We start from the raw sequence: 24,230 nt of genomic DNA, 5'->3' as shown, positions 1-24,230 counted from the left end.
CCGCCGGCCCGCTGCGGCATGACCGGAAGCGTCACCACCGCTGACCGCAGCGCTCATTGCGGCTACCGTCGAAGCCATGGGGAGGCGGACGATCACCGTGCACCACGTGCGCGCCGTGCTCGCGGGGGCGCGGCGCGGCGGTTTCGACCTGGTGCCCCTGCTCCAGGAGGCGCAGATCCCGCCGCTGCTGCTGGGCGACGGCCGGGCGCGGGTCACGCCCGCGCAGTTCGCGCGCCTCTTCCGGGCGCTGTACCGGGCCACGCAGGACGAGTTCCTCGGGCTGTCCGCCGTGCCGAGCCGGCCGGGCACCTTCGCGATGATGGGCCACGCCTGTCTGGGCTGCCGCGACCTGGGGGCGGCCGTGGAGCGGGCCGCGGCCTTCTACGGGCTGTTCCCGGGCGGGCCGGAGCTGGCGCTGGACGTCACCGGGGACGGCCGGGCCCGGTTCACCGTGCGCAATGCCTTCGACGGGGACGAGGAACGTTTCCTCAGCGAGTGCGTCCTCGCCATCTGGCACCGGCTGAGCAGCTGGCTGATCGGCCGCCGCATCCCGCTGCTCCAGGCCTCCTTCGCCTATCCCCCGCCGCCGCACGCCGACGAGTACGCCACCCTCTTCGCCTGCCCCCTCGGCTTCGGCGCGGACCTGACCGGGGCGGTCTTCGACGCGCACTGGCTGGGCGCGCCGCTGGTACGGGACGAGGCGGAGCTCGACGCGATGCTCCGCCGGGCCCCCTTCGACCTGCTCTCGCGCCCCGAGTACGGGACCACGGTCGAGGAACAGGTCCGCCGGAGCCTGACCCAGCGGCTGCGGGAGTCGCCCCGGCTGCCGGAGCTGGGGGAGGTCGCGGCGCGCCTGGCCGTCTCCCCGGCGACGCTGCGGCGCCGGCTGCGCGCGGACGGCACGTCCTTCCAGCAGCTGAAGGACCACGTACGGCGGGACGCGGCGATCGCGGGGCTGGCCGAGAGCCGGGAGCCGATCGCCGAACTCGCCGCCCGCCTCGGCTTCTCGGAGGACACCGCCTTCCACCGCGCCTTCCGCCGCTGGACGGGCACCACCCCGGGCGCGTACCGCATCGCCTCCGGCGGCTGACCCGCCGCCATCCGCCCACGCCCCGGCCCAGGACGGCTCCGTGGGAGGCCGGGTCAGGAAAGGTGAGCTGCCCGGTCAGCCACATCCCGACTGGTCGGTCACTACCTTCGCTTCACCCACCCCCACTCGGACCCCCGGGAGAGCCGCCCATGCGCATCCGAAGCACCGGCACCGCCCTGGCCGCCGTGGCCGCCCTGGCCGTCTCGGCCTGGATCCCCGCGACCACCGCCCGCGCGGCCGACGGCGCGGCCGCCGCCCGGCCCGGCGACCTCGTCGCCAGCGCCCCCTCCGCCTTCCACCCGCTGCCGGGTCAGCCCACCAACACCCGGGCGTGGAAGGTCCAGTACCGCTCGACCACCGCGGACGGCGCCCCGAACGTCGTCTCCGGCACCGTCATCGTCCCGCAGGACGGCCGCACCGGCCCGCGCCCGCTCATCACGTACGCCGTCGGCACCGTCGGCATGGGCGACTCCTGCGCCCCGAGCAACAACCTCCCGTACGGCACCGCCATGGAGGCCAACCTCATCCAGCAGTACACGCTGCGCGGCTGGGCCGTCGTCGTCACCGATTACGAGGGCCTCGGCACTCCGGGCGTCCACACGTACACCGTCGGCCCCTCGGCGGGCCACGCCATGCTCGACGCCGCCCGCGCCGCGATCCGGCTGCCCGGGACGGGGCTGGGGCCGGACACCCCGGTCGGGATCATGGGCTACTCGCAGGGCGGCCAGGCCAGCAGCTGGGCGGCCGAGCTGCAGGGCTCGTACGCGCCGGAGCTGAAGGTGAAGGGCACGGCGACCGGCGGGGTCCCGGCGGACCTGCTGAAGGTGGCCGCCGCCAACGACGGCTCGTACGGCTCCGGGCTCATCTTCATGGCGGCGGCCGGGCAGGACGCGGCCTTCCCGGAGCTGGGGCTCGACGGGTACCTGAACCCGGCGGGCAAGGCCCTCGTCTCCGGGATGCGGGAGAACTGCGTCGCCATCGACGCCATCGCGGGGTCCTTCAAGCGGATCTCCGACCTGACCACGCGCGACCCGCTCGCGCAGCCGGACTGGCAGGCCCGGCTGAACCAGAGCCGGCTCGGCGGGACGGCCCCGGCCGCGCCGGTGTACCAGTACCACGCGCTGGGCGACGAGCTCATTCCGTACGCGGTGGGGCGGCAGTTGCGCGCCGAGTGGTGCGCGAAGGGCGCGGACGTGCAGTGGGACACCGTCTGGGTGGGTGAGCACGTCAGCGGGGTGATCACCCACGCGGTGGAGGTCGGGAACTGGATGGCGGACCGCTTCGCGGGGCGCCCCTCCCACCCGAACTGCTAGCCCGCCGCCACCGCCTCCGGCGGCCCGTCACCGCCCCCGCGGGGCAGGTGCGGGCCGCCGGGGGGGTCCCGCGAGGGGTCCGGCGCCGCGCGTCAGTGCTCGCGCGGCCGGTACAGGCGCTCGATCTCCCGTGCGTGGTCCCGGGCGACCGCGCCGCGCCGCAGCTTCATCGACGGCGTCAGGTGGCCCCGCGCCTCGGTGAACTCCCCGGGCAGAACCGCGAAGCGGCGTATCGACTCCGCCCGCGAGACCAGCGCGTTCGCCTCGTCCACCGCCCGCTGGAGCTCCGCCAGCAGGGCCTCGTCCGTGATCAGCTCGCGGATCGGGACGCCCTGGCGCTTGTTCATCTGCCGCCAGTGGGCCAGCCCGTCCGGGTCGAGGGTGATGAGGGCGGTGACGTACGGCCGGTTGTCGCCGATCACCATGCACTGGCCGACGAGGGGATGGGCGCGCAGCCAGTCCTCCAGGGGCGCCGGGGCGACGTTCTTGCCGCCGGAGGTGATGATCATGTCCTTCTTGCGGCCGGTGATGGTGAGGTACCCGTCGGCGTCGAGCTCGCCGATGTCCCCGGTGGGCAGCCAGGCGCCGGGCGGCTGCGCGGCGACGTTCCAGTACCCCGCGAAGACGTGCGCCCCGCGCAGCAGCACCTCCCCGTCGTCGGCGATGCGCACCGCCGTGCCCGGCAGCGGCCAGCCGACCGTGCCGAGCCGGGGGCGCAGCGGCGGGGTGACGGTCGAGGCGGCGGTCGTCTCGGTGAGCCCGTAGCCCTCGAAGACCTCGATGCCGGCGCCGGTGTAGAAGGCGGCGAGGCGCCGGCCGAGCGGGGAGCCGCCGCTCAGCACGTAGCGCACGCGCCCGCCGAGCGCCGCCCGGATGCGCCGGTAGACCAGCGGGTCGTACAGCGCGTGCGCGGCCCGCAGGGCCATCGACGGCCGCCGGCCCCGGCTGCGCTCCTCGCCGACGCTCTGCGCGATGCGGGCGGCCCGGTCGAAGGAGGCGGCCCGTCCCATCTTCTCGGCGGTGGCGCGGGCGGTGTTGTGCACCTTCTCCAGGACGTAGGGGATGGCCAGCAGGAACGTCGGCCGGAAGCCGGCGAGGTCGGCGAGCAGGTCGTCCGTGGCGATGCTCGGCGCGTGGCCGAGCTTGACGCGGGCGCGCATGCAGCCGACGGCGACCATGCGGCCGAAGACGTGCGACAGCGGCAGGAAGAGGAGGGTGGAGGCGGGGTCGTCGGTGACCGACTTGAACACCGGGTGCAGGAGTTCCACCGCGTTGTCGACCTCGGCGTAGAAGTTGCCGTGGGTCAGGACGCAGCCCTTGGGCTGTCCGGTGGTGCCGGAGGTGTAGACGAGCGTGGCCACGGACTGCGGGGTACGGGTGGACCTGCGCGCGTGCACGATCGCGTCGGGCAGGTGCTCGCCGGCCTTGACGAGCCGGGCGACGGCGCCGGTGTCGAACTCCCACAGGTGCGCGAGCCCGGGCAGGTTGCCGCGTTCGGCGCTGATCAGGCGCGCCTGCACGGTGTCCTCGACGGCGCAGGCCACGGCCCCGGAGTCGTGCAGGATCCAGCGCGCCTGGTGGACGGAGGAGGTGGGGTAGACCGGTACGGTGACCAGCCCGGCGGCCCAGCCGGCGAAGTCCAGCAGCGTCCACTCGTAGGTGGTCCGGGCCATGATGGCGAGCCGGTCGCCCTCCTGGAGCCCTTCGGCGATGAGCCCCTTGGCGACGGCGAGCACCTCGCGGGCGAACTCGGCGGCGGTGACGTCCCGCCAGCTGCCGTCCCGCTCCTTGCGGGCGAGCACCGGCTCGTGCGGGGCCTCGCGGGCGTTCTCGAAGGGGAGGTCCCCGAGCGAGCCGCTCGCGGGCACCCCGGCGAGGGCGGGCACCGCCACCTCGCGCACCACCCCGGCGATGGTCGTCTTGACGGGCTCGACCGGTCTCGGCTCGGCTTCCACGGCTGCTCTCCTCGGTCGCTACGGAGTTACCGCCGGTAATCTACGCACGGGTAACCGCCCCCGACCACCCCCCGACCAGCTTCTTCACCCACCTCCCACCCCGAGCCCACACCCCCGCCCACCCCTCCGCACGGCCGGGATCCGCCTCCGCCGCCGCCCGCGCCGTGCGACGCGCACGCCACCACACGGTCACCGCACGGCAACAGCGGGGCGGAACGGCTGCGTCAGGGTGGGGGCGGCGGGGAGAATCCCTCGCGGGGGCCGGTCGGACGGCTTCCGTACTTCCGTCCACCGTGAGGAGCGTCCGGTGCCGTCACAGGAAATACAGTGGGAGCTCACCCCGCAGCAGGCCGCCGAGGGCGCCGTCGTCACCGTCTCCCTGCCCAACGGGACCGCCCGCGTACGGATTCCGCCCTCGCGGGACGGCGACCTCGTCCGGGCCCGCTTCGGCGACAACGAGGTCCTGATCCGCGTCCGGGTCACCGCCACCGGGGCGGCGCCCGTGACGCCCGCCGCGCCGCCCAGGAAGAAGGCGGGGGCACTGGGCTGCCTCCTGGCCCTCGGGGCCGCCGCGGCCGTGATCGTCGCCGTGGTCGTGACCAACCACGACAGCGGCGACGACTCCCACAACTCGGCCTCCTCGACCCCGACCTACTCCAGCCCGGCAACCACCCCGTACGAGACCCCCACGTACACGTACGAGCCGACCAGGCCGGCACAGCCGGCGTTACCGGCCCAGCCGACGCTCCCCGCCCTCCCGGCCCCCGCCCCCACCACCGCCGAGCCGACCCCCTTCGACAAGGGCACCTGCCTCAACGGACGGCTCCCGGACTCGGAGACGGCCCAGAAGGTCGACAACGTGGACGAGGTGTCCTGTTCGGCCTCCGACGCGCACTACAAGGTGATCGAGAGGTTCCCCTTCTCCTCCGACATGGAGCAGTGCAAGAGCAATCCGGACACGGAGTACGCGTTCTCGTACCGCTACACCCTCAACGGCAGCGTCATCAACCAGTACGTCTACTGCCTGATCGGTCTCGGCTCCTACTCCCGCTCCTGACCCCGCCGCGCGACAAGGGCGTTCAGGAGCGCCGCGCCGCGCTCCGCGTCGGGTACGGACACCGCGAAGTCGCGGCCCCGCGCCCGGACCACGAGGCACGTGCCGCCGCGCAGCATCACCGTCGCGCCCAGGCCGTTGAGGCGGTAGCCCCAGCCGCCGGCCTGGGCCGGGGTGCGGTGTTCGGCCCGGGCCGACTCGATGGACCCGGCCGGCCAGCGGCGCACCGGCAGCCCCAGCGGCCCGAAGGCCACCTCCAGCCCCCGCCCCGTCACCCGGGCCAGGACCGTGGAACAGGCCAGCACCGCCAGGGCGGCACACCCGCACGGCCCGGCGACGGCCCACCCCGCCCCGGTCAGCCCGCCCAGCCCGGCCAGCGCCCCGGCCAGCGCCATCAGCCCCAGGACGGCCCCGGTCAGCCGGAGCCAGGGATTGGTCTCGCGGGAGAGCCACACGAGCCGCTCCCCGTCCGGTATCTCCAGCCGTGCCCCGGCGGCCACCGGTGCCGACTCCGGCTCCGGCCCCGGCCCCCCGCCGGCCCGCCGCCCCGCCCACGCCCCGACGAGCGCGGCCAGGACGGCCGCCCCCGCGATCCCCGCGGCCCACCACGTCACCGGCCCGGCCTGCCGCCAGTCCGCCCGGTCGAGGTTGGCCCGTACGATCGCGGCCTGCGCCCCCGTCAGCCCCACCCCGGCCCCGGCCAGCGTCCCCGCGGCCCAGCCGCCCGCCCCCGCGAACCGCCGCCCGAGGACGACGCCCCCGGCCACCAGCGCCCACACCCCCGCCGGGACCAGCGCCGCCCCCCACAGCGGCATCGACCCGTCCGGGCCCCCGGACCCCGCCGGCCAGTGGGTGGCCACCCGCTCCGGCAGCCGCCCGCTCGCCGCCCACGGCAGGCCCACCAGTAACAGCAGGACTCCGGCCACGCCCCACCCCGTACGGTTCCTCACGGCAACTCCCTGATCAGCTCGATGAGATCGGCCTTGCTGTACCCGAGCCGCGCACCGTCCGCCACCAGCCCCCGTACGCGCTCCAGCACCCCGGCCCGCCCGTCCGCCCCCGCGGCGACGGTCACCCCGCGCCCGCGCCGGAACTCCAGCAGCCCTTCGTCGCGCAGCGCGCGCAGCGCCCGCAGCACGGTGTTGGCGTTGACCCCCAGCGCCCCCGCGAGGTCCCGCGCGGGCGGGATCCGGTCCCCGGGCACGCACGCGCCCTCGGCGATGGCGCGCCGGACCGCGCTCGCGACCTGCTCGTGCAGCGGACGCTGGTCCGCGGTGTTCAGCCTCAGCAACATGGTGCTGCTGAACGTAGCACCATCACCACCACCCCACCAGAGCGGTCCCGCCGCCCGAAACCGCTGGACGGCGGCGCGGCGGCGGCCGATCATGCCGTGCATGGCCTCTCTCGTGCGACACGTGACCTTCGACTGTTCCGACGCCTACGCCCTGGCGGGATTCTGGGCCGCGGCCCTGGACGGACGGCTCTCCGACGACGACCACCCGGGCGACCCGGAAGCCCTGGTGACCTCCGCCGGCGCCGCCCTCCTCTTCATCGCCGTCCCCGACGCGAAAGCGGTAAAGAACCGCGTCCACCTGGACCTCCAGCCTCAGGACCGCACCCGCGACGAGGAGGTCGAGCGCCTCGTCGCCCTCGGCGCCACCGTCGTCGGCGACCACCGCAACCCCGACGGCACCGGCTGGGTGACGATGACGGACCCGGAGGGAAACGAGTTCTGCGTCGAACGCGCCGCCGCCGAACGGGCTTCGTCCTGACCGGAGGCGCGCTGGAGGGTGGTTCGAGCCGCGCCGCGCACCCCTTGCCCTCAACCGCACTTGATCCCGGGCCCGGCAGGCCGAAAAGGGATACAGCCAGCCCCAGTTCTGGCTGCTGCGCAACCTCTCGGCGCATGACATCTCGCCGGACGGCCAGGGCATGACCCTGCCGGAACTGCGGGAGGCGATGACGTCCTACATCCGGCCGGAAGACGATCTGGCCGCCGAGGCCGAGGTGCTCCTGGCGCGCGGCTGGCTGTCGCGGGACGCCGACGACCGGCTGTGGCTCACCGAGGAGGGGGAGCGGGCCCGCGTCGACCTCGCGCGCAACGCCCCCGCGATCCGCGCCGCCCTCCACGAGGGCATCGATGACGCGGACTACGTCACCACCGTGAAGGTGCTCCAGCGCCTGGTCCGCAACGCGGGTGGGACGCTCGCCTGACGGCCCGTGCGCTCCGGCCCGGACGCGGTCAAGATCCTCCGGGTCACGGGTCTGTCCCAGCGCGGGGTGGCCGGACAGTGGTGGGTGGCGGTGGCGGGATCCGTCGTTCCGGCTGGCCGGGGGCCGGGACCTGTGCGGGGTGCCGCGCTGTGCGTGTCACAGGAACGTAAGGGCGGGGGGTGGGGCGGAACGGTTCGGCAGGCCGGCGGGTCCTCTTGAGCAGAAAGCCCGGCCCCGCCACCCGATCGATCCTGAGGAAGAAACGATGCGCGTTCACAAGCTGACCCTCGCCGCCCTGGCCGTCGCCGCGAGCCTCTCGCTCACGGCCTGCCAGAACGGCGACGACGGCAGCACGGGACGGAACGACCCGGCATCGCCTCCCTCCGCGCCCAGCTCCCAGCCCTCGGCAACCGGTTCGGCCGCGAGCGGCGGCACGGCCCCGGGCGCGCCGGCCACCGGCGGCAAGGGCGCGGCCGCCGGGACCGGCTCCACCGACAACAGCGGCGGCAACAGCAGCGGCAAGACCGACAAGTGCCGGACCGACGACCTGACGGTCACCGCCATGGACAGCACCATCGGCGGCGACACCGACGGCACGGTCGCCGTGACGCTGAAGAACCACGGCAGCCACGACTGCACGCTCTCCGGATTCGCGGGCGTCGACCTGAAGACCAACGCGGGCTCGCTGTCCGCCCAGCGCACCGGCCAGGGGGCCGACACCTCCACCCTCAAGAAGGGGGCGTCGGTGTCCTTCGGCGTCACCTACCCGCTCAACACGTCGGGCGGCTCCGGCGTCCGCGTCACGGGTCTGGTGGTGACCCCGCCCGGCGAGACCAAGCCGGTCTCCCTCGCCTGGCCCGGCGCCGCCACCCTGCCCGTCACGGAGGGCGGCTCCGGCTCCGCGGTGAAGGTCGGCCCGATCGGCAGCGCCGGTCAGGGCGGCGCCTCCTGAGCGCAGCCGCACCCCTGAACAGGCCCCGCCGCAACGCACCGCGGCCCCCGCCCGGACGGGGGCGGGGGCCGCGGTGGGTGCGGGCGCGTCAGGCGGCGACGGGAACCTTCGCCGGCTCGGCGCCGGCCGGCTCGGTGTCGGCCGGCCCGTCGAGCGGGGAGGACGAGGCGGCGGCGTACGCCTCCTTGTCGAGGATCCCCTCACGGGCGGCGACGAGGACCGGGACGACGGCCTGGCCGGCCACGTTGGTGGCGGTCCGCATCATGTCCAGGATCGGGTCGATCGCCATCAGCAGGCCGACACCGGCCAGCGGCAGGCCCAGCGTGGAGAGGGTCAGGGTCAGCATCACGGTCGCGCCGGTGAGGCCGGCCGTGGCGGCGGAGCCGACGACCGAGACGAACGCGATGAGCAGGTACTCCTTGATGCCCAGCTGCACGTCGAAGATGTTGGCGATGAAGATCGCGGCGAGCGCCGGGTAGATCGCGGCGCAGCCGTCCATCTTGGTGGTGGCGCCGAACGGGACGGCGAAGGAGGCGTACTCCTTCGGGACGCCGAGGCGCTCGGTGACCTTCTGGGTGACCGGCATGGTGCCGACCGAGGAGCGGGAGACGAAGGCCAGCTGGATCGCGGGCCAGGCGCCCTTGAAGAACTGGACCGGGTTGACCTTGGCGACCGTGGCGAGCAGCAGCGGGTACACGCCGAACATCACGAGCGCGCAGCCGATGTAGATGTCGGCGGTGAAGGTGGCGTACTTGCCGATCAGGTCCCAGCCGTAGCTGGCGATGGCGGTGCCGATGAGGCCGACGGTGCCGATCGGGGCGAGGCGGATGACCCACCACAGGGCCTTCTGGAGGAGTTCCAGGACCGACTCGGCGATGTTCAGGACGGGCTGGGCCTTGCTGCCGAGCTGGAGGGCGGCGATGCCCGCGACGGCGGCGAGGAAGACGATCTGCAGGACGTTCAGCTCGGTGAACGGCGTGATGATGTCCTTCGGCACGATGCCGGTCAGGAAGTCGATCCAGGAGCCGTGCCGCTTGGGCTCCTTGCCGTCGGCCGGGGTGAGGCCGGTGCCGGCGCCCGGGTTGGTCAGCAGGCCGAGGGCGAGGCCGATGGCCACCGCGATCAGCGAGGTGATCATGAACCAGAGCAGCGTGCGCGTGGCGAGGCGCGCCGCGTTGTTCACCTTGCGCAGGTTGGTGATGGACACCAGGATCGCGAAGAAGACGAGGGGCGCGACGGCCAGCTTCAGCAGCTGGATGAAGATGTCGCCGACCTGCTCCAGCGTGGTCTTGAGCCAGCTGATGTCCTGGCTGCGGGCGAGCCAGCCGAACAGGACGCCGAGCGCGAGGCCGGCGACTATCTGGGCCCAGAACGGGAACTTGAACGAGGCCTTGGCGGGAGCCTGGGCCTGGGGGGACGCGGACACGGACACTCTCCGGGGGGACGCACGACGTACGGCGGAAGGTTTCTGCGGGGCGGCGGGGTGCGGTGCGGCGACAGCCGGAAAAGGGGCCGGGCCGGCCGGGGGCCGCTGCTGGGGCGGTTCAGCTCAACAGCAACAGGCCGCGGACACGCGGCGGCAGAGGTCGACGTGCAGGCGCGCCACGAGCGGGACGCTCGTGGTCATCTGAGGCGCGGCTGGGGTCGACATGTTGAACACGCTAACACTTGTCCTTTGAGAAGCCCAAAGGCGTTCTTTGATGTGCACCGTGCGACAGCGCCATGAGACGCCCCCGGGAACGCCGAAGCCCCGGCGTGGCGGGTGGTGTTCCCGGCGCCGGGGCGGTGCGTCGTGCGGGGTGCGTCGTGCGGAGCGTACGTGTGAGGAAGGTAACCGGAAGAATTAACTCCGGTCAGCTCACGCGCGCGGCGTCGTCCGCCGCGTCCTCCTGGCTGCGGTTCGCGGCGAGCTTCTCCTTCGCACCCGCGACGCGGCCGGAGATCTGCGCGGACATCTCGTCACGCTGCTTGCGCAGCAGGACGAAGGAGAGCGGGGCGGAGAGCACCAGGGCCAGCAGCACGATCCAGGCGGGATTGGCGTCGCCCAGCCCGGCGGGTACGGCACCCAGCTTGACCAGCAGGGCCACCAGCACCAGGCATCCGACGAAGATGCCCAGGCGCATCGCGGTGTAGCGGATCGTCGCGCTCGGCTTGAGGGACACGGTGACCCCTTCTCTCTCGTCGTTACGTCGGCACGTGCCCGTCCAGTGAAGCACGCCGGACCCCGGCCGCGGCCCGCCGGGGTCAGTGCAGCGGCAGCAGCATCGTGATGTCGTCGCGGTCGTCGCCGGGGGCCACGCGGATGGCGTCGGGCACCCGGCCGACCTCCTTGTAGCCGCACGCCGCGTAGAAGTGCTCCAGCCCGAGGCCGCCCCGGCAGGACAGCCGGACGGCCTCGACGCCCTCCAGCGAGCGCGCCGCGTCGGCGAGGGCGGCCATCAGTTCCCGGCCGGCGCCCCTGCCCTGGAGGGCGGGGGCGACCATGACGGTGTACGCCCAGACCCAGTGCGTCTGCAACCGGTGCGTGTTGAGGGCGAGGAAGGCGGCGGCGGCGACCCGGCCCCGCCCGTCGTGCCCGACCAGCAGCCGGTGCCGGCCTTCGGCCAGCGCGACGAGGTGCTTGACCAGCTCGGGCCGGATGTCGTCGCGGGTGACGGGCGGGACGAACCCGACCGCCCCGCCCGCGTTGGAGACCTCGGTCCACAGGTCCGCGAGGCCGTCGCGCAGGGCGGGGTCGACCACCGGGTCGAAGGTGAAGGCCAGGGGCATCGTCACGGCCTCAGACGCGCATCGCCTGCGGCGTCTCGCGCAGGTCCGCCTCGGGGCCGGGGTACTCGCGGATGATCTCGTACCGCGTGTTGCGCTCGACCGGGCGGAAGCCGGCCTCGCGGATCAGCTCCAGCAGGTCCTCGCGGCCCAGCTTGTTCGGGGTGCCGTAGTTGTCCGCGTCGTGCGTGATCTTGTACTCGACGACCGAGCCGTCCATGTCGTCCGCGCCGTGCTGGAGCGCGAGCTGGGCGGTCTGCACGCCGTGCATCACCCAGAAGACCTTGACGTGCGGCACGTTGTCGAAGAGGAGGCGCGAGACCGCGAAGGTCTTCAGGGCCTCCGCGCCCGTCGCCATGGTGGTGCGCGCCTGGAGCTTGTTGCGGACCTTGCCGTCCTGCATGTCCACGAAGTCGTGCTGGTAGCGCAGCGGGATGAAGACCTGGAAGCCGCCGGTCTCGTCCTGGAGCTCGCGCAGCCGCAGTACGTGGTCCACGCGGTGGCGCGGCTCCTCGATGTGCCCGTACAGCATCGTGGAAGGGGTCTTGAGGCCCTTCTCGTGCGCGAGGCGGTGGATGCGCGACCAGTCTTCCCAGTGCGTGCGGTGGTCCACGATGTGCTGGCGGACCTCCCAGTCGAAGATCTCCGCGCCGCCGCCGGTGAGCGACTCCAGGCCGGCCTCGATCAGCTCGTCGAGGATCTCGGAGGCCGAGAGGCCGGAGATGGTCTCGAAGTGGTGGATCTCGGTGGCCGTGAACGCCTTCAGCGAGACGTTCGGCAGCGCCTCCTTGAGGGCGGACAGGGAGCGCGGGTAGTACCGCCACGGCAGGGTGGGGTGCAGGCCGTTGACGATGTGCAGCTCGGTGAGGTTCTCGTTCTCCATGGCCTTGGCCAGGCGGACGGCTTCCTCGATGCGCATCGTGTACGCGTCCTTCTCGCCCGGCTTGCGCTGGAACGAGCAGTACGCGCAGGAGGCGGTGCACACGTTCGTCATGTTGAGGTGGCGGTTGACGTTGAAGTGGACGACGTCGCCGTTCTTGCGCGTGCGCACCTCGTGGGCGAGGCCGCCCAGCCAGGCCAGGTCGTCCGACTCGTAGAGGGCGATGCCGTCCTCCCGCGTCAGCCGCTCGCCGGAGCGGACCTTCTCCTCCAGCTCGCGCTTGAGCCCAGCGTCCATGCCGGTGTCTCCTCTATGTGTCCGTCCTGCGTGCAACCGCCACCCACCGTACTCTCAGCCCTCTTCGGGCAGCTCCCCGACCCGGTTCTCCCACTTCGTGGAGAGCACGATCGTGGTACGGGTGCGCGAGACGCCCTTGGTGCCGGAGAGGCGGCGGATGATCTTCTCCAGGCCGTCGACGTCGCTGGCGCGGACCTTCAGCATGAAGGAGTCGTCGCCGGCGATGAACCAGCAGTCCTCGATCTCGGCGAGGTCGCGCAGCCGGCGGGCCACGTCCTCGTGGTCGGCCGCGTCGGAGAGGGAGATGCCGATCAGCGCGGTGACGCCGAGGCCGAGCGAGGCGGAGTCCACCGTCGCGCGGTAGCCCGTGATCACGCCCGCCGTCTCCAGGCGGTTGATGCGGTCGGTGACGCTGGGGCCGGAGAGGCCCACGAGACGGCCCAGCTCCGCGTACGAGGCACGACCGTTCTCACGAAGTGCCTGGATGAGCTGCCTGTCCACCGTGTCCATTACGTGGAGCCTTCCATTATTCGGCGATCCTGCAAGTTTAGGTATAGAATCTAAGGCACACAGGGTCAACACCCTGTGAATCTTTCAACAGATCAATGACGATCTTCAGGAGTGGTTCACCGTGTACACGATCGAGATGGCCTACGCGCACATGCGACAGCTCCAGGAGCTGGCCAACCGATCCCGCACCGACCAGCCGTCCGCCGCGCACCGCGTCGACAAGACCCGCAAGCCGCGCGGCGCCAAGAAGCGCTAGTCACCGGACCGGCCAGGGGGGCGGGCGCTGCCAAGCTCCCCCTCCCACCGGCGGTACAGCCGATGCGGCACCCCTGCCGCGTCCAGCACCCGGCCCGCGACGAAGTCCACCAGATCCTGGATGTGCGTCGCGCCCGCGTAGAACGCCGGAGAGGCGGGCAGCACGATCGCGCCCGCCTCGTCCAGCGCCACCAGCTGTTTCAGCGTCTGACCGTTCAGCGGGGTCTCCCGCACCGCGACCACCAGCCGGCGCCGCTCCTTGAGCGTCACGCTCGCGACGCGCTGGAGCAGGTCCTTCGAAAGCCCCAGCGCCACACCGGCCACGCACGCCGTAGAGGCCGGGACGATCAGCATCCCCTTGACGGGGTACGAGCCCGAGCTCGGCCCGGCCGCCAGGTCCCCCGCGGGCCAGTACCGTACGTCGTCCAGCGCGGGCACCGCGAAGGCCCCCGGCTTCCCGTCGGCCCCCCGGCCCAGCCACTCGGCGAGGTCCTCCCGCCAGTGCGCGTCCCGGAAGGCGATCCCCGTCTCGTCCAGCAGGGTCAGCCGCGAGGCGCGGCTGACGACCAGGTCCACGCCCTCGCCCGCCGCCAGCAGCCCGCGGACCACCGCCGCCGCGTACGGCGTCCCGGACGCTCCGGAAACCCCGACCACCCACGGGGTGCGCTTGCGCTCAGTCATACCTCCGAGACTATCCGGCCACACGGCACGGGCCGCCGGTAAGGTCCCCCGACGTGGACCGGAGCCGCGCCGTCAGCCCGCGACGGAGGGGTCCACCGGCAGGGCCGAGGTGTCCACCACCAGCTTGCCGAGGCCCGTCTCCACCGTGAGGGTCTCCCCGTACGGGATCGTGTCCCGGCCGCGGTAGCCGTCCGGTCCGGGGTTCCAGAGGGTCACGCAGTGGGCCTTGTAGGGGTCGAAGATCAGGTAGTGCGGAATTCCCCGCCGGGCGTAGGCCCGGTCCTTGACCTCGTAGTCGTTGCGGACACTGCTGGGGGACACGACCTCGACGGCCAGCTCGATGAGGTCGGGGGCGTAGGCGCTGAGGTTCTTGGCGACCTCGGCCGCCGGGATCACCGCCAGGTCGGGACAGAACTCGTTGTCCCCGTCGAAGGGGACGGCGACGTCACTGAGAAAGCCCCATTGGTCGGGCAGCTGGGACCTCAGCGCAGTCCACAACGCGTAGACGGTGGCGTTGTGGTGCGGCTTCAGCGGACTCATCATGATGGCGCCCTCGACGATCTCCATCCGGTAGCCGGGGAACATGTCCTCGAACCGGCTGAGCTGCGAGTGCAGGCGGTCGCTCTCCGAGACGGTCACGTCGGCCTCCCTGTCCATGCACTCGATGGTAGGCCGCACGCTACTCAGACCGTCAGACCCCGCGCCACGAGGTCGGCGAGAGCGCACACGAACAGGGCGATCCCGATGAAGCCGTTGACCGTGAAGAAGGCCCGGTTCAGGCGGGACAGGTCGTGCGGCTTCACGATGGTGTGCTCGTAGCAGAAGGCGGCGGCCACGATCACCAGGCCGCACCAGAACAGCGGGCCCGCGTCCGTGGCGACGGCGTACCAGGCCAGCAGGCCGGTGGTGACGACGTGCGCGCCGCGCGCCCCCCACAGGGCGGCCGGCACGCCGAAGCGGGCCGGGACGGACCTGACGCCGTCCGCCCGGTCGGCGGCCACGTCCTGGCAGGCGAAGATCAGGTCGAAGCCGCCGATCCACACGCCGACGGCGAGGCCGAGCACGACGGGCTGCCAGGACCACGCGCCGGTCACGGCGAGCCAGGCGCCGACCGGCCCCATCGCCTGGGCCAGGCCCAGGATGGCGTGCGGGAAGTTCGTGAAGCGCTTGCCGTACGGGTACACCACCATCGGGATGACGGCGACGGGCGCGAGCGCCAGGCAGAGCGGGTTCAGCAGCGCGGCCGACCCGAGGAAGACGGCCAGCGCGACCCCGGCCCCGGTCCACGCGGAGCGTACGGACACGGCGCCGGTGACCAGTTCGCGCCCCGCGGTGCGCGGGTTGCGGGCGTCTATCTCGCGGTCGATGATCCGGTTGGCGGCCATCGCGAAGGTCCGCAGGCCCACCATGCACACGGTGACCAGCAGCAGCTCGCGCCAGTGCACGCGCCCGTCCAGCCGGTACATGGCGGTGAAGGCCGCGATGTAGGCGAAGGGCAGCGCGAAGACCGAGTGCTCGATCATCACGAGCCGCAGGAAGGCCTTGACCTTGCCGCTGGCCCGGGGCGCGGGGCCGGGCCCGAGGACGCCCTCGGCAGCCGATGTCATCCGAGGGACCTCCGGAACTGTTCGATCTCGGCGCGCAGGTCGGAGACGGACGAGGGGCCGATCTCCACCTCCAGCAGGGGCGTTCCCTCGGAGGGCGGCGGGACGACGCTGGCCAGGAAGGCGAAGCCCTCGCCGGCCGGGCGGCCCTCCAGGCGCAGCACGTCGTGCGCGGCGACGGTGAGCACCTCGGTGAACTCGGCGTCCGGATCGTCGAGCGCGGCCAGCAGCCGGTCGGCGAACGCGCCCGCGTCGGCGTCGGAGAGGTCGCTCAGGGCGATCTCGCGGCCCTCGCCGTCGGTGCGGTCGGCGATCAGCTGCCACAGGTCCGACGGGCCGGCGAATTCCTCGGGGCTGACCCCGGCGCGCTCGGCGGCCTCGCGGACCGCCGGCTGGGCCGGGTCGATCCCGGGGCGCACCAGCGCGACGCAGGGGGTGTCGCTGCCGATGAAGAGGGCGGGACCGCCGACGTCGATGGGGCTCACAGGCCGTACTCCTTCCATCGGCGGTCCACGAGGGCCGCCGTCGCGGGATCGGACTCCACCATGTCGGGCCAGCCGCCGTCGCGCGTGTAACCCTCCTCCGGCAGTTTCCGCGTGGCGTCGATCCCGGCCTTGCCGCCCCAGAACTGCTGGTACGAGGCGTGGTCCAGATGGTCCACCGGCCCCTCGACGACGGTGAGGTCACGGGAGTAGTCGGTGTTGCCGAGGGCCCGCCAGGAGACCTCGTGCAGGTCGTGGACGTCGCAGTCCTTGTCCACCACGATGATCAGCTTGGTCAGCGACATCATGTGGGCGCCCCAGATCGCGTGCATGACCTTCTGCGCGTGCTTGGGGTACTTCTTGTCGATCGAGACGATCGCGCAGTTGTGGAAGCCGCCCGACTCGGGCAGGTGGTAGTCCACGATGTCCGGAACGATGATCTTCAGCAGCGGCAGGAAGAAGCGTTCCGTCGCGCGGCCCAGCGGTCCGTCCTCGGTCGGCGGACGGCCGACGACGATGGACTGGAGCAGCGGACGCCTGCGCATCGTCACGCAGTCGATCTTCAGCGCGGGGAAGGGTTCCTGCGGGGTGTAGAAGCCGGTGTGGTCGCCGAAGGGGCCCTCGGGGAGCATCTCCCCGGGCTCCAGCCAGCCCTCGATGACGACTTCGGCCTGGGCCGGGACCTGGAGCGGGACCGTCTTGCAGTCGACCATCTCGATGCGCTTGCCCGCGACGAACCCGGCGAAGAGGTACTCGTCGATGTCGCCCGGCAGCGGCGCGGTGGAGGCGTACGTCACGACGGGCGGGCAGCCGAAGGCGATGGCGACCGGCAGCCGCTCGCCGCGCGCGGCGGCGACGGCGTAGTGGTTGCGGCTGTCCTTGTGGATCTGCCAGTGCATGCCGATGGTGCGCCGGTCGTGGCGCTGGAGGCGGTAGAGGCCGAGGTTGCGCACGCCCGTCTCGGGGTGCTTGGTGTGCGTGAGGCCGAGGTTGAAGAAGTCGCCGCCGTCCTTGGGCCAGGTGAAGAGGGCCGGCAGCTGGTCCAGGTCCACGTCGTCGCCGGTGAGGACGACCTCCTGGACGGGCGCGGACTCGCCCTTCACCTTCTTCGGCGGAACGTGCACCATCGAGCCGAGCTTGCCGAAGGCCTCGCGGACGCCGATGAAGCCCTGCGGCAGCTCGGGCTTCAGCAGGCCGCCGATCTTCTCGCTGATCTCGCCGTACGACTTCAGGCCGAGGGCCTTCAGGAGGCGGCGGTCGGTCCCGAAGACGTTCATGGCGAGCGGCATCGCCGAGCCCTTGACGTTCTCGAAGAGCAGGGCCGGGCCGCCCGCCTTGTTCACTCTGTCGACGATCTCCCCGACCTCCAGGTACGGGTCGACTTCGGCCTTGATGCGCTTGAGGTCGCCCTCCCGCTCCAGAGCCCGGAGCAGCGAGCGGAGATCGTCGTAAGCCATGGGGCCCAGTATCCGTCACCAACTACCCTGGGGACGTCACCGGGGCCCCGCGCGGGCCCGCCGCCACTGCCCGGGAGTCGGTCCCACACCGTGTTGCGCTATCTGCCGTTCCTGCTGATCATCGCGCTGACCATCTACACCTTCATCGACTGCCTGAACACCCCGGAGGAGGAGGTCAAGCACCTCCCCAAGGTGGTGTGGGTGATCATCATCCTGCTGTTCTCGATCGTCGGACCGGTGGTGTGGCTGTTCGCGGGCAAGAAGCGCTCCGGCGTCGGCGGCGGCCGCCCCGGACGCGCCCAGTGGGTCGCGCCGGACGACAACCCGGAGTTCCTGAAGTCCCTGCGCGAGGAGCGGGACGAGCGGGAGCGGCGCGAGAAGAGGGACGAGAAGAAGGACGAGAAGGACAAGGACTGACAGGATATGACGCAAAGTTGATTGAACACGTTCAAGTCGGCTGACAGAATGTGCCCATGCCGATGTCATGGGCCCGGTCGCGGGCGCGGTCGCGAGCACGGGTACGGTCACGGCCCCCCGCGCGGGGCGGCCCGCGGATCGTCGACACGATCCTGCGCAACCTCCTCGCCTACGGAGTGCTCGCCTGCGCCCTGCTCGCCATGACCGGCGGCAGCCCGCGCCACCACGCCGCTCCCCCCGTCCCCGCCGTCTACGACGCCGACCTCGGCGAGATCGTCGGCACCTGGCGCTGCGTCGACGGCACCGAGGTCGTCTTCCGCGCCGACGGCAGCGCCTCCGTCACCCTCCTCGACGGTCAGGAGCGCGACTACGCCGCCGGCTGGCGGCTCACCGGCCCCGCCCGCTGGCGGCTCACCGACGACCGCGGCGCGGGCCGCAACCTCGGCCAGCACCTGCGCCTGGTCCTGCCCGCCGCGACCGGCACCGCCACCCGTGCCGGCACCGTCACCGAGGCGCCCGGCCGCTACTCCTGGACCTTCGAACTGCGCCGCGACGCCCGCAGGTCGCTGGAGCTGTACTTCTTCCTCGACAACGCCGACGGCCCCGGCCGGCGCGCCGCCTACGTCCTGGAGAAGGACGCGTAGGCCGCGCACCGGCCGGGGCCGGAAGGCGGAGGCCGCCGTACGGTCAGACGCCCGCGTACGAGTGCTTGCCGGTGAGCAGGATGTTGACGCCGTAGTAGTTCCAGATCCAGCAGGCGAAGGCGAACAGCGCCAGGTACGCGGCCTTGCGCCCCTTCCAGCCCGCCGTGGCCCGCGCGTGCAGGTAGCAGGCGTACGCCACCCACGTCACGAACGACCAGACCTCCTTGGGGTCCCAGCCCCAGTAGCGGCCCCAGGCGTCGCCCGCCCAGATCGCGCCCGCGACGATGGTGAACGTCCACAGCGGGAACACCGCCGCGTTGATGCGGTACGAGAACTTGTCGAGCGAGGCCGCCGAGGGCAGCCGCTCCATCACCGAGGTGCGGAAGCGGCCCGGGGTGCGGCCGGCCTCCAGGTGGGCCTCGTAGCTGTCGCGGAACAGGTAGAGCACCGCGCCCGCCCCGCCGATGTAGAAGACCGCGCCGCAGAAGATGGCGGTCGAGACGTGGATCCACAGCCAGTACGAGTGCAGCGCCGGGACCAGCTGGTCACTGGCGGTGTAGAGCCAGGTGGTGGCGATGCCGAGGTCCAGCAGGACGGTCGTGACCAGGATCAGGCCGAGCCAGCGGACGTTCTTCTTCAGCGCCAGCAGCGCCAGGTAAGCGCCGACCGCGACCGTGGAGAAGGTCACCGAGAACTCGTACATGTTGCCCCAGGGGGCCCGCTGCACCGACATCGCGCGCGCGACCACGCCCGCCGCCTCGATGAGGAAGCCGAGGACGGTCAGCGAGACCGCGATCCGCCCGTACAGGTCGCCCTTCTCGGTGCCGCCCGCGGCACCCGGACCGTCCGGGACGTCCCGGGTGCCCGTGGCGGAACGGGTGACGACCTGCGGCTTGTCCAGGACGGCCGTGCCGCCGCCCTTGGTCCGCACCCGCACGGCGGGCGCCGCGCCGGCCCGGGCCGCCGTCAGCGCGGCGGCCGTACGGCCCACCTTGCTGCGGCTGCCGAAGACCCATTCGGTGATGTGCGCGAAGAAGGCGAGCGTGTAGACCGCCATCGACGCGTACACCAGCTTGTTGCTGAGATCAGCCAGGCTCTCGTTGGTCGCGGCCGCGAGCAGCGTCATGCGCGCTCTCCTTCGTGGGCTTCGTCTTCGTCTGCGGAATCGGGGACGGATTCGGGTACGGGTACGGCGTCGGGCGTGTCGGGCGCCCGCTCGAACAGGGCGGCCGAGAGCGCCGACAGCTCCTCCGGCAGCTTCGCGGACTCACTGCGGCCCAGCCCCGCCATCTCGACGACGGTCACGCCGTCCTCGCCGCGCACCGCGCGGACCCAGACGCGGCGGCGCTGGATGAACAGGGACGCGGCCAGGCCGCCGATGGCGGCCATCGCACCGGCGAGGGCCAGCCCGCTGGCGGGCTGGCGGGTGACCGAGAAGGTCGCCCAGCGCTCGACGCCCTCGAACTTGACGGTCCCCTCACCGCCGGGCAGCTCCATCGCCTCGCCGGGCAGCAGCCGCTTCTTGAACAGCTGCCCGTCGGCGTCCTTGAACTCCTTCAGCTTGGAGGTGTTCAGCTGGTACACGTTCTGCGGCAGGCCCGAGTCCACGCCCAGGCTGCCGTGGTAGGCGCTGAGCGCGAGGACGGGGAAGTCCAGCGCCGGGAACTGCGAGAGCATCGTGCCCTTGCCCTCGCCCGCGAAGGTCGGCACGAACATGGCGTTGAAGCCGAGCTGTTCCTTGTCGCCGTTCTTGTTGCGGTAGCCGTCCGGGACCTTGACCGCGCCGGAAGAGCTGAGGTTCGCGTCGAAGGGCAGCATCGGCACGGCGTCCTTGAAGATCACCTTGCCGGCCGGGTCGGTCACCGAGATGACCGGCGCGTAGCCGTGGCCCAGCAGGAAGATCTTCGAGCCGTCGATCTCCAGCGGCTTGTTGACCTCGATCTCGGCCTTGCGCGGCGCGCCCTCGGCGCCCTCGCTGTAGGTCACGTACGCCTTGAAGTCGCGCGCGGTGCCCTTCTGCGGGCCGTTCTTCTCGTACGTCGCGTCGAACTTGTCCAGCGTGAACGAGAACGGCGGCAGATCGTCCGCCGAGAAGAGGCTGCCGTACTTGAAGTCGTCGTACTGGGTGAGCGTGTTGGAGAAGCCCTTGCCGCGCAGGACGAGCTTGCCGCCCTCGGACTTGAAGAGCTGCCCGGCCGCGAAGGCCACCAGCATCACGATCAGGGCGATGTGGAAGATCAGGTTCCCGGCCTCGCGCAGGTAGCCCTTCTCGGCGGCCACCGCGTGGCCGGCCGCCTCCGTACGGAAACGGCGCCCGCGCAGCAGCGTCCGCGCCGAGGCGAGCACCTCGTCCGGGGCCTGCTCCGTACGCCACGTCGTGTACGCCGGCAGCCGGTCCAGGCGGCGGGGCGCACCCGGCGGGCGGCCGGTGAGCTGGCCGACGAACTGCCAGGTGCGCGGGACGATGCAGCCGATCAGCGACACGAACAGCAGGATGTAGATCGCGGAGAACCACACCGAGCTGTAGACGTCGAAGAGCTGGAGCTTCTCGGCGGCCGGGACCCAGAACTCGTGGGTTTTCTTCCAGTCCGCGACCTTCATCGCGTCGACCTGGGTCTGCGGGATGAGGGAGCCGGGGATGGAGCCCAGGGAGAGCAGGAAGAGGAGGATCAGCGCCACCCGCATGGAGGTGAGCTGCCGCCAGAACCAGCGCGCCCAGCCGATCACCCCGATGCCGACGGGGGCGGTGGGCGAGTCCTCCACCGGAGCGGTGGACAGGTGCGCGCCGGCCGCCGCGTCCGTGGAGTCGGGCTCGTACGGCGCCTCGGTGGGCGCCTTGTCGGTCGTACTCATGTGCGTGTAGTCCCTCAGATCCCGACCGTGAAGCCGTCGGTCCAGCTCTGCATGTCGGTGACGATGCTGGCCCACATTCCTGTGACGAGCAGCAGGCCGGTAAGGATCAGCATGCCGCCGCCGATGCGCATCACCCACGCATAGTGCTTCTTCACCCAGCCGAAAGCACCGAGCGCCTTGCGGAAGGCGATCGCGGCGAGGACGAACGGCACGCCGAGGCCGAGGCAGTAGACGACGGTCAGCAGCGCGCCCCGGCCCGCGCTGGCCTGGTCGATGGAGAGCGTCTGGACGGCGGCCAGCGTCGGCCCCATGCAAGGGGTCCAGCCGACACCGAACAGCGCACCGAGCAGGGGCGCGCCGACCAGGCCCGCGGCCGGCTTCTTGTGGAAGCGCAGCTCGCGCATCGTCAGGCCGGGGATCAGGCCCATGAAGAAGAAGCCCATGACGATCACGAGTCCGCCCAGGACGCGGGAGATGATCTCCTTGTTGTCCTGGAGCGAGGCGCCGAAGTAGCCGAACAGCGCACCCGTCGAGACGAATACGGCCGTGAAGCCGAGGATGAACAGCCCCGCGCCCGCCACCATCCGGCCGCGGCGCGCCTCGGCGAGGTCGGCGCCGCCGACGCCGGTCACGTAGGACAGGTAGCCCGGGACCAGCGGCAGCACGCAGGGCGAGAAGAAGGAGACGAGTCCGGCGAGCAGCGCGATCGGCATGGCCAGCAGCAGCCCACCACTCAGCACGGTGGTGTTCACGCCGGTCGCCTCGGCGGCCAGGAGGTGCTCGACCACGAGGTCACTTCTCCGCGAGGAGCGGGTCGATCATCGAGCGCAGCTGCTCCTCGTTGACCGCGACGAGGGTGCGGGCGGCGATCTTGCCCTCCTTGTCGAGGACGATCGTGGAGGGGATGGACTGCGGGTTGAGCGTGCCCCTGGGGAAGCGGAGCATCAGCTTGCCGTCGGGGTCGAAGAGGCTCGGGTAGCCGATCCCGAAGTTCTCCTCGAAGCCGGCCGCGTTCTGCTTGCTGGTGTCGCGCGTGTTGAGCCCGACGAAGGCGACGTCCTTGCCGCCGTCGGCCAGTTCCTTGGAGACCTTCGCGAAGTACGGGGCCTCGGCCCGGCACGGCGGGCACCACGAGCCCCACACGTTGAGGACGACGACCTTGCCCTTGAGGGTGGTGGTGTCGAGGGTCTTGCCGTCGACCGTCTCGCCGTCCAGCTTGGGGGCGTCGGTGCGGTCGCCCTTGGCCACGGTGGAGATGCCGTTGGGGCCGGTCACGTAGCCGCCGGCGGAACCGGAGGCTTTGCTGCCGCTGTTCCCGTCGCCGCACGCCGACAGGGTCAGGGCGCTCGCGAGGGTCACCGCCGTCAGCAGGGTGGCGCGGCCGCTGGTCGAGCGGCGGCGTCGGGGGGCGCGGCTAAGGCTCATGTGAAAAGTTTCGCATGAGCGATTTGCGGATCTTCCGCACCCCCCGGCGGGGTGTTAAGGCGCTGGTCGGGCCGGTCAGGCGGCCGAGAGGTACGCGGGCCAGCCGCCCGCCGGGGCCTCGCCGGGGGCCAGGGACCGGAGCCTGGCCAGCACCTTCTGGTCCTGGACGTCCAGCCAGTCGGTGAACTGCCGGAAGGATACGAGGCGTACGTCCTTTTTGTCCGCCATGCCCTTGAGCGCCTCCTCGACGGCGTCCATGTAGATGCCGCCGTTCCAGTCCTCGAAGTGGTTGCCGATGAACAGGGGCGCCCGGTTCGTCTCGTAGGCGCGGCGGAAACCGCCGAGGTAGGTGGCGGTGGCCTGTGAGCGCCAGGCCGGGTAGTTGGCGGGCACCCCCCGGGTGGTGTTCTGCGACTGGTTGGCGAGGATGTTGTAGTCCATGCTCAGCACCTCGAACGAGTGCCCCGGGAACGGCAGCGACTGCAGCGGCAGGTCCCAGACGCCCTCCCGCTTCACCGGCCACTGCTGGAGTCCGCCGGCCGAGCTGGCGTCGTAACGCCAGCCGAGGCGGGCGGCGGTCGGCAGCAGGTTCTCCTGGCCCAGCAGGCAGGGGGTGCGGGCGCCGGTCAGCTCCTTGCGGTAGTCGAAGGGGAGCGGTTCGAGGTCGGTGAAGCCGGTGTTGGTGCGCCACTGCGTGACGAACGACACGGCCTGGTCGATCTCCGACTGCCAGTCGGCGGCGCTCCAGTGGGCGACGGAACCGGAACCTCCGCAGAAGTGGCCGTTGAAGTGGGTGCCCACCTCGTGGCCGTCGAGCCAGGCCTGGCGGACGTACCGGAGGGTGTTGCGGACGTTCTCGTCCTTCAGGTAGCCGATGTCGGAGGCGCCGACCGGGTTGTTGGGCGGGTGGTAGAGCTCCCGCTGGGATTCCGGGAGGAGGTAGAGCCCGGAGAGGAAGAAGGTCATCGCCGCGCCGTGGTCCTTGGCGAGCTTGAGGAAGCGGGGGAAGAGGCCGTTGCCGACCTCCCCCGCGCCGTCCCAGCTGAAGACGACGAACTGCGGCGGGGTCTGCCCGGGCTCCAGGGGCGCGGGCGGGGGCGGCTGGTGCGGCTGCGGTCCGGTGTCGGAGGTCGATCCGTCGCCGATCAGCCGGGCCGGGGGCGGCGCGGAGCCGTCGCCGTGGGCTATCGGACCGGGCCGGCCGGAGCCGGAACCGCCGCCACCGGCACTGCACCCCGCGAGACCCATCGCGGCGGCGGCACCGAGCCCGAGTCCGAGTCCGAACACTCCCCTGCGACTGAGGTCGCGCGCATCGCTCATGAAGCATCATATAAACGGACAATCCAGCGAGGTGGACCCACGGGCGCGGCCCCGGACGCAC

26 protein-coding genes and 1 pseudogene are annotated in these 24,230 nt (G+C 72.0%); 9 read left to right on the top strand and 18 right to left on the bottom strand.

Going from position 1 to position 24,230, the window contains the following annotated elements; all coding sequences use genetic code 11:
• The first annotated feature begins 76 nt into the window (after positions 1-76).
• Together ACZ6ZT_RS17110 and ACZ6ZT_RS17105 are read left to right on the top strand one after the other, a co-directional pair.
• Entirely contained in the window at positions 77-1,090 is a 1,014-nt protein-coding gene (locus tag ACZ6ZT_RS17110) for an AraC family transcriptional regulator ligand-binding domain-containing protein (protein ID WP_469719968.1), read from the top strand.
• A gap of 149 nt (positions 1,091-1,239) precedes the next feature.
• On the top strand, positions 1,240-2,403 hold the full coding sequence (locus tag ACZ6ZT_RS17105) for a lipase family protein (RefSeq protein WP_469719967.1): 1,164 nt from the start codon (positions 1,240-1,242) through the stop codon (positions 2,401-2,403).
• Between the two features lie 92 nt (positions 2,404-2,495).
• Here ACZ6ZT_RS17105 and ACZ6ZT_RS17100 read toward each other — a convergent pair whose 3' ends face one another.
• The gene (locus ACZ6ZT_RS17100) at positions 2,496-4,358 is read right to left on the bottom strand and encodes an AMP-dependent synthetase/ligase (RefSeq protein WP_469719966.1); all 1,863 of its coding nucleotides are present in this window, start codon (positions 4,356-4,358) and stop codon (positions 2,496-2,498) included.
• 307 nt (positions 4,359-4,665) lie between these two features.
• Between ACZ6ZT_RS17100 and ACZ6ZT_RS17095 the strand changes: the two genes are divergently transcribed.
• A complete protein-coding gene (locus ACZ6ZT_RS17095; protein ID WP_469719965.1) occupies positions 4,666-5,415 on the top strand; it encodes an LppU/SCO3897 family protein in 750 nt (249 codons plus the stop codon).
• On the opposite strand, the gene ACZ6ZT_RS17090 is transcribed toward ACZ6ZT_RS17095, so the two are convergent.
• Both ACZ6ZT_RS17090 and ACZ6ZT_RS17085 read right to left on the bottom strand, forming a co-directional pair.
• Complete coding sequence (locus tag ACZ6ZT_RS17090) at positions 5,400-6,362, bottom strand: DUF1648 domain-containing protein (RefSeq protein ID WP_469719964.1); 963 nt, start codon at positions 6,360-6,362, stop codon at positions 5,400-5,402. The genes ACZ6ZT_RS17095 and ACZ6ZT_RS17090 overlap by 16 nt on opposite strands.
• Positions 6,359-6,706, bottom strand: a complete 348-nt coding sequence (locus ACZ6ZT_RS17085; RefSeq protein ID WP_469719963.1) for a GntR family transcriptional regulator — start codon at positions 6,704-6,706, stop codon at positions 6,359-6,361. The genes ACZ6ZT_RS17090 and ACZ6ZT_RS17085 overlap by 4 nt, the downstream gene beginning before the upstream one ends.
• Positions 6,707-6,806: 100 nt before the next feature.
• On the opposite strand from ACZ6ZT_RS17085, the gene ACZ6ZT_RS17080 reads away from it, so the two are divergent.
• The 3 genes and pseudogenes from ACZ6ZT_RS17080 to ACZ6ZT_RS17070 all read left to right on the top strand — a co-directional run bounded on the left by ACZ6ZT_RS17080 (position 6,807) and on the right by ACZ6ZT_RS17070 (position 8,578).
• Positions 6,807-7,184, top strand: a complete 378-nt coding sequence (locus ACZ6ZT_RS17080) for a VOC family protein (RefSeq protein WP_469719962.1) — start codon at positions 6,807-6,809, stop codon at positions 7,182-7,184.
• Between the two features lie 64 nt (positions 7,185-7,248).
• Positions 7,249-7,626: pseudogene (locus tag ACZ6ZT_RS17075) on the top strand (MarR family transcriptional regulator); the annotation flags it as partial.
• Between the two features lie 265 nt (positions 7,627-7,891).
• A complete protein-coding gene (locus ACZ6ZT_RS17070; protein WP_469719961.1) occupies positions 7,892-8,578 on the top strand; it encodes a DUF4232 domain-containing protein in 687 nt (228 codons plus the stop codon).
• 88 nt (positions 8,579-8,666) lie between these two features.
• On the opposite strand, the gene ACZ6ZT_RS17065 is transcribed toward ACZ6ZT_RS17070, so the two are convergent.
• The 5 genes from ACZ6ZT_RS17065 to ACZ6ZT_RS17045 all read right to left on the bottom strand — a co-directional run bounded on the left by ACZ6ZT_RS17065 (position 8,667) and on the right by ACZ6ZT_RS17045 (position 13,031).
• Positions 8,667-10,010, bottom strand: coding sequence for a dicarboxylate/amino acid:cation symporter (locus ACZ6ZT_RS17065; RefSeq protein ID WP_469719960.1), 1,344 nt, complete (start codon positions 10,008-10,010; stop codon positions 8,667-8,669).
• A 421-nt stretch (positions 10,011-10,431) separates the two neighbouring features.
• On the bottom strand, positions 10,432-10,701 hold the full coding sequence (locus tag ACZ6ZT_RS17060; protein WP_469720161.1) for a DUF4229 domain-containing protein: 270 nt from the start codon (positions 10,699-10,701) through the stop codon (positions 10,432-10,434).
• 121 nt (positions 10,702-10,822) lie between these two features.
• Entirely contained in the window at positions 10,823-11,347 is a 525-nt protein-coding gene (locus ACZ6ZT_RS17055) for a GNAT family N-acetyltransferase (protein WP_469720160.1), read from the bottom strand.
• 10 nt (positions 11,348-11,357) lie between these two features.
• The gene (mqnE, locus tag ACZ6ZT_RS17050) at positions 11,358-12,521 is read right to left on the bottom strand and encodes an aminofutalosine synthase MqnE (protein WP_469719959.1); all 1,164 of its coding nucleotides are present in this window, start codon (positions 12,519-12,521) and stop codon (positions 11,358-11,360) included.
• Between the two features lie 54 nt (positions 12,522-12,575).
• Complete coding sequence (locus ACZ6ZT_RS17045; protein WP_351818016.1) at positions 12,576-13,031, bottom strand: Lrp/AsnC family transcriptional regulator; 456 nt, start codon at positions 13,029-13,031, stop codon at positions 12,576-12,578.
• Between the two features lie 121 nt (positions 13,032-13,152).
• Here ACZ6ZT_RS17045 and ACZ6ZT_RS17040 point away from each other — a divergent pair, with 121 nt between their 5' ends.
• A complete protein-coding gene (locus ACZ6ZT_RS17040; RefSeq protein ID WP_279628676.1) occupies positions 13,153-13,287 on the top strand; it encodes a hypothetical protein in 135 nt (44 codons plus the stop codon).
• On the opposite strand, the gene ACZ6ZT_RS17035 is transcribed toward ACZ6ZT_RS17040, so the two are convergent.
• From ACZ6ZT_RS17035 to ACZ6ZT_RS17015, 5 genes are all read right to left on the bottom strand, one after another.
• Positions 13,284-13,967: a UbiX family flavin prenyltransferase gene (locus ACZ6ZT_RS17035; RefSeq protein ID WP_469719958.1), complete on the bottom strand. Its 684-nt coding sequence runs from the start codon at positions 13,965-13,967 to the stop codon at positions 13,284-13,286. The two genes, ACZ6ZT_RS17040 and ACZ6ZT_RS17035, sit on opposite strands and share 4 nt — an antisense overlap.
• 72 nt (positions 13,968-14,039) lie before the next feature.
• The gene (locus ACZ6ZT_RS17030) at positions 14,040-14,624 is read right to left on the bottom strand and encodes a Uma2 family endonuclease (RefSeq protein ID WP_469719957.1); all 585 of its coding nucleotides are present in this window, start codon (positions 14,622-14,624) and stop codon (positions 14,040-14,042) included.
• Positions 14,625-14,650: 26 nt separating this feature from the next.
• Complete coding sequence (gene mqnP, locus ACZ6ZT_RS17025; RefSeq protein WP_469719956.1) at positions 14,651-15,574, bottom strand: menaquinone biosynthesis prenyltransferase MqnP; 924 nt, start codon at positions 15,572-15,574, stop codon at positions 14,651-14,653.
• Positions 15,571-16,056 carry a hypothetical protein gene (locus ACZ6ZT_RS17020; RefSeq protein ID WP_469719955.1) on the bottom strand — a complete coding sequence of 162 codons (486 nt, stop codon included), beginning with the start codon at positions 16,054-16,056 and terminating at the stop codon, positions 15,571-15,573. Before ACZ6ZT_RS17020 ends, mqnP begins: the two co-directional genes overlap by 4 nt.
• On the bottom strand, positions 16,053-17,510 hold the full coding sequence (locus tag ACZ6ZT_RS17015; protein ID WP_469719954.1) for a menaquinone biosynthesis decarboxylase: 1,458 nt from the start codon (positions 17,508-17,510) through the stop codon (positions 16,053-16,055). The genes ACZ6ZT_RS17020 and ACZ6ZT_RS17015 overlap by 4 nt, the downstream gene beginning before the upstream one ends.
• A gap of 90 nt (positions 17,511-17,600) precedes the next feature.
• On the opposite strand from ACZ6ZT_RS17015, the gene ACZ6ZT_RS17010 reads away from it, so the two are divergent.
• Positions 17,601-17,927, top strand: coding sequence for a PLD nuclease N-terminal domain-containing protein (locus ACZ6ZT_RS17010; protein WP_469719953.1), 327 nt, complete (start codon positions 17,601-17,603; stop codon positions 17,925-17,927).
• A gap of 56 nt (positions 17,928-17,983) precedes the next feature.
• The gene (locus ACZ6ZT_RS17005) at positions 17,984-18,571 is read left to right on the top strand and encodes a hypothetical protein (RefSeq protein WP_469719952.1); all 588 of its coding nucleotides are present in this window, start codon (positions 17,984-17,986) and stop codon (positions 18,569-18,571) included.
• A gap of 43 nt (positions 18,572-18,614) precedes the next feature.
• On the opposite strand, the gene ccsB is transcribed toward ACZ6ZT_RS17005, so the two are convergent.
• The 5 genes from ccsB to ACZ6ZT_RS16980 form a co-directional block, all read right to left on the bottom strand.
• Complete coding sequence (ccsB, locus tag ACZ6ZT_RS17000) at positions 18,615-19,697, bottom strand: c-type cytochrome biogenesis protein CcsB (protein ID WP_469719951.1); 1,083 nt, start codon at positions 19,695-19,697, stop codon at positions 18,615-18,617.
• Entirely contained in the window at positions 19,694-21,424 is a 1,731-nt protein-coding gene (gene resB / locus ACZ6ZT_RS16995; protein ID WP_469719950.1) for a cytochrome c biogenesis protein ResB, read from the bottom strand. Before resB ends, ccsB begins: the two co-directional genes overlap by 4 nt.
• 14 nt (positions 21,425-21,438) lie before the next feature.
• The gene (locus ACZ6ZT_RS16990) at positions 21,439-22,212 is read right to left on the bottom strand and encodes a cytochrome c biogenesis CcdA family protein (protein WP_469719949.1); all 774 of its coding nucleotides are present in this window, start codon (positions 22,210-22,212) and stop codon (positions 21,439-21,441) included.
• 4 nt (positions 22,213-22,216) lie between these two features.
• Entirely contained in the window at positions 22,217-22,849 is a 633-nt protein-coding gene (locus tag ACZ6ZT_RS16985; protein WP_469719948.1) for a TlpA family protein disulfide reductase, read from the bottom strand.
• A 75-nt stretch (positions 22,850-22,924) separates the two neighbouring features.
• On the bottom strand, positions 22,925-24,169 hold the full coding sequence (locus ACZ6ZT_RS16980) for a polysaccharide deacetylase family protein (RefSeq protein WP_469719947.1): 1,245 nt from the start codon (positions 24,167-24,169) through the stop codon (positions 22,925-22,927).
• Positions 24,170-24,230 lie beyond the last annotated feature (61 nt).

This window comes from Streptomyces sp. NPDC102258 (genome assembly GCF_055584685.1).
Note: the sequence above shows the minus strand (reverse complement) of the source record. Positions and strands in the feature narration are given on the sequence as shown.